The organism is Rhizobacter sp. P3_B12, from assembly GCF_056402895.1.
The window spans coordinates 1-3,180 of record NZ_JBFUGN010000733.1; the positions used below are offsets into that span (position 1 = coordinate 1).

At 70.3% G+C, this 3,180-nt stretch carries 4 protein-coding genes; 3 read left to right on the forward strand and 1 reads right to left on the reverse strand.

Features of this window, described 5'->3' with window-relative positions; genetic code table 11:
• Positions 1 to 193: serine aminopeptidase domain-containing protein (locus AC1D01_RS27085; protein WP_477871895.1), on the forward strand; the 193-nt coding region annotated here is incomplete at its 5' end.
• Here the strand turns inward: AC1D01_RS27085 and AC1D01_RS27090 are convergent.
• On the reverse strand, positions 174 to 968 hold the full coding sequence (locus tag AC1D01_RS27090) for a DUF4399 domain-containing protein (RefSeq protein WP_477871897.1): 795 nt from the start codon (positions 966 to 968) through the stop codon (positions 174 to 176). The genes AC1D01_RS27085 and AC1D01_RS27090 overlap by 20 nt on opposite strands.
• Positions 969 to 1,075: 107 nt before the next feature.
• Here AC1D01_RS27090 and AC1D01_RS27095 point away from each other — a divergent pair, with 107 nt between their 5' ends.
• Positions 1,076 to 2,551: a M20 family metallopeptidase gene (locus AC1D01_RS27095; RefSeq protein WP_477871899.1), complete on the forward strand. Its 1,476-nt coding sequence runs from the start codon at positions 1,076 to 1,078 to the stop codon at positions 2,549 to 2,551.
• Between the two features lie 26 nt (positions 2,552 to 2,577).
• Positions 2,578 to 3,180 (forward strand): amidohydrolase (locus AC1D01_RS27100; RefSeq protein ID WP_477871901.1); only part of this gene is annotated, 603 nt, incomplete at its 3' end.

The following is a 3,180-nucleotide window of genomic DNA, read 5'->3' on the forward strand; positions in this document are numbered from 1 at the left end:
GCTGTACGCCGGCAGCGACCGCTGCGTCGCGCCGGCCGGCAGCCAGGCGTTCGCCGCGGCGGCCTCGCAGGCGGTCGTCACCGCGCAGGCGTTCCCGGCGCTGTTCCACGAGATCTTCAACGAGCCCGAACAGGCGGAGGTGTTCGCTGCGCTGCAGGCCGGGCTGCGACGATTCACTTCGGCAACACCGTGATCGACTGCGGTGCCGCCGTGGCCAGCACCGCGGCTGGCGCCAGGTTGTCGACGAACTCCAGCTTGAGCTGGTAGCGCCCGGGCGGCGGCTTGATCCACGCCTCGGTCTGCCCACCGGGGAAGTCCAGCGTCTCCGGCCGGGCCCCGTCGCGCAGCGCACTCAGCCGGAAGTGGCCGGTGCCCTTCTCCTGCAGCGCGGCGTGCGACACGTTGAGCCGCGACGCATGGAAGCGCACCTGCAGCGGCTTGCCGGTCAACGCCTCGGCCACCGGGAGCATCAGCTCGACGCCGGGCGGGCTCAGGCTGGCCGGGTCGAGGTCGGCATTCTTCTTCGTCACGGTGATGCGCAGCGGCTTGCTGTAGACGAAGTTCGGGATGTGCTTGTCGTCGGCCAGCACCAGGCGCAGCGTGTAGTCGCCGGGCGCCAGCGTCAGCACCGTCTCCATCTGGCCCTTGCCGAAGTGCACGTACTGCTCGTTGAAGGGCAGCGGCTTCGAGAAGTCGAGCGGCAGCTCGCGGTTGATCAGCAGGTGGTGGTGCCCGGTGCGCGGCTGCGGCTTCGTGATCGGCGCCAGGCCCATGCCGCTGAGCCCGAACTTCAGCACGAAGGGTGTCTCGATGCGCGCCCCGGAGCTCAGGTTGCTGAAGTACGTCTCCTTGACCGACAGCGGCGCCGCGACCACCCAGGGGTGCTGCGCCTCCTCGGCATGGCTGACCGCACCGCTCAGCAGCACAGCCGCCGCCAGCCCTGCGGCCTGTGTGACGCATTGGCGCATCTCCGTCTCCTCGTGTGTTCTTGTGGAACGGATCAGCATAGCCTGTCGCTCCCGGTTCTACACTCCGCAATTCCCCACAAGGGATTCACTGCGCCAGGAGAACCGGCATGAACGCTCGCGACYCCAACCTTCCGCTGCAGCCCGACGAAGCCACCGCCATCGCCGAGTTTGCGAACCGCACCTGGGACGAAGAGATCGTCCCGGCGCTGACCGACTACATCGCGATCCCGGCCAAGAGCCCGATGTTCGATGCCGACTGGCAGAAGAACGGGTACCTCGAGCGGGTGGTGCGCGATGCCGCGAGCTGGGTCGAGAGCAAGAAGGTGGCCGGGCTGAAGCTGGAAGTGGTGCGGATCGACGGCCGCACGCCGGTGATCTTCTTCGAGGTRCCGGCGACCAAGGCCGGCAGCACCGACACCATCTGCCTGTACGGCCACCTCGACAAGCAACCCGAATTCAACGGCTGGCGCAGCGACCTGGGGCCCTGGACGCCGAAGTACGAGAACGGCCTGCTGTACGGCCGCGGCGCCGCCGACGACGGCTACGCGGTCTACGCGTCGCTGACGGCGATCATGGCGCTCGACCGGCAGGGCATCCCGCGCCCGCGCTGCGTCGGCATCATCGAGGCCTGCGAGGAAAGCGGCTCGTTCGACCTGCCGGCCTACCTCGACGTGCTGCGCGAGCGGCTGGGCAACGTGAGCCTCGTCGTCTGCCTCGACAGCGGCGCCGGCAACTACGACCAGCTGTGGCTGACGACCAGCCTGCGCGGCATGGTCAGCGGCGTGCTGAAGGTGGAGATCCTGACCGAGGGCATCCACTCCGGCGACTCCAGCGGGCTGGTGCCGTCGAGCTTTCGCATCCTGCGCCAGGTGCTGGACCGGCTCGAAGACAGCAAGACCGGCCGGCTGCTGCCGGAGAGCTTCCATTGCGAGGTTCCCGCCGACCGCCTGGCGCAGGCGCAGACCACCGCGCAGATCCTCGGCGACGAGGTCTGGAAGCGCTTCCCGTGGGCCTGCGGCGCCGATGGTGGCCCGACGCTGCCGACCACCACCGACCCGACCGAGGCGCTGCTGAACCGCACCTGGCGCCCGACCCTGAGCGTCACCGGTGCCGACGGTTTCCCCGAGCTGAAGAATGCCGGCAACGTGCTGCGCCCGTACACCGCGTTCAAGCTGAGCCTGCGCCTGCCGCCGATGATCGACGGCAACGAGGCGGCGCTGCGCCTGAAGACGCTGCTCGAGGACAACGCGCCCTACAACGCCCGCGTGACCTTCGCGGCCGATGGCCGTGCCGGTGCGTACGGCGCGAGCGGCTGGAATGCGCCGAGCCTGGCGCCATGGCTGGAGGATGCGCTGAACAGCGCGTCGCAGGCGCAGTTCGGCGCGCCCTGCGGCTACGTCGGCCAGGGCGGCACGATCCCGCTGATGAGCCTGCTGCAGAAGGGCTTCCCGAAGGCACAGATGATGGTCTGCGGCGTGCTCGGCCCGAAGAGCAATGCGCACGGGCCGAACGAGTTCCTGCATGTGCCGTACGGGAAGAAGCTGACGGCGGCAGTGGCGCAGGTGATGGCGGCCTGCCCTTGAGGCGAGGCTCGCGGGCTGCGCAGTTCGTGGCCTGCGCCCTGCTCACCGGCACCGCCCTCGCCCAACCGCAAGGCATCACCACCGCTGCCCTCGACACCCGCGTCGCCGCGCTGGCGCCACGCCTGGTGGCCTGGCGCCGCGACATCCACGCCCATCCCGAACTCTCCGGCCAGGAGGTGCGCACCGCCGCGCTGGTGGCCGAGCACCTGCGCCGGCTGGGCCTGGAGGTGACGACCGGCGTCGGCGGACGCGGCGTGGTCGGCCTGCTGCGCGGCGGGCTGCCGGGGTCGCGCGTGGTTGCGCTGCGCGCCGACATGGACGCGCTGCCGGTGACCGAGGCGACCAACCTGCCGTTCGCGTCGCAGCAGACCGGCCGCTACCAGGGCGCGCAGACGCCGGTGATGCACGCCTGCGGCCACGACGGCCACACCGCGATCCTGATGGGCGTGGCCGAGTTGCTGGCCGGGCTGCGGGCGCAGGTTCCCGGCAGCGTGAAGTTCATCTTCCAGCCGGCCGAGGAAGGCCTCGCCGACCTGCCGTCGACCGCCGCCGAGAGCTGGGGCGCGCGCGCGATGGTCGAGGAAGGCGTGCTCGAGAACCCGAAGGTCGATGCGGTGTTCGGCCTGCAC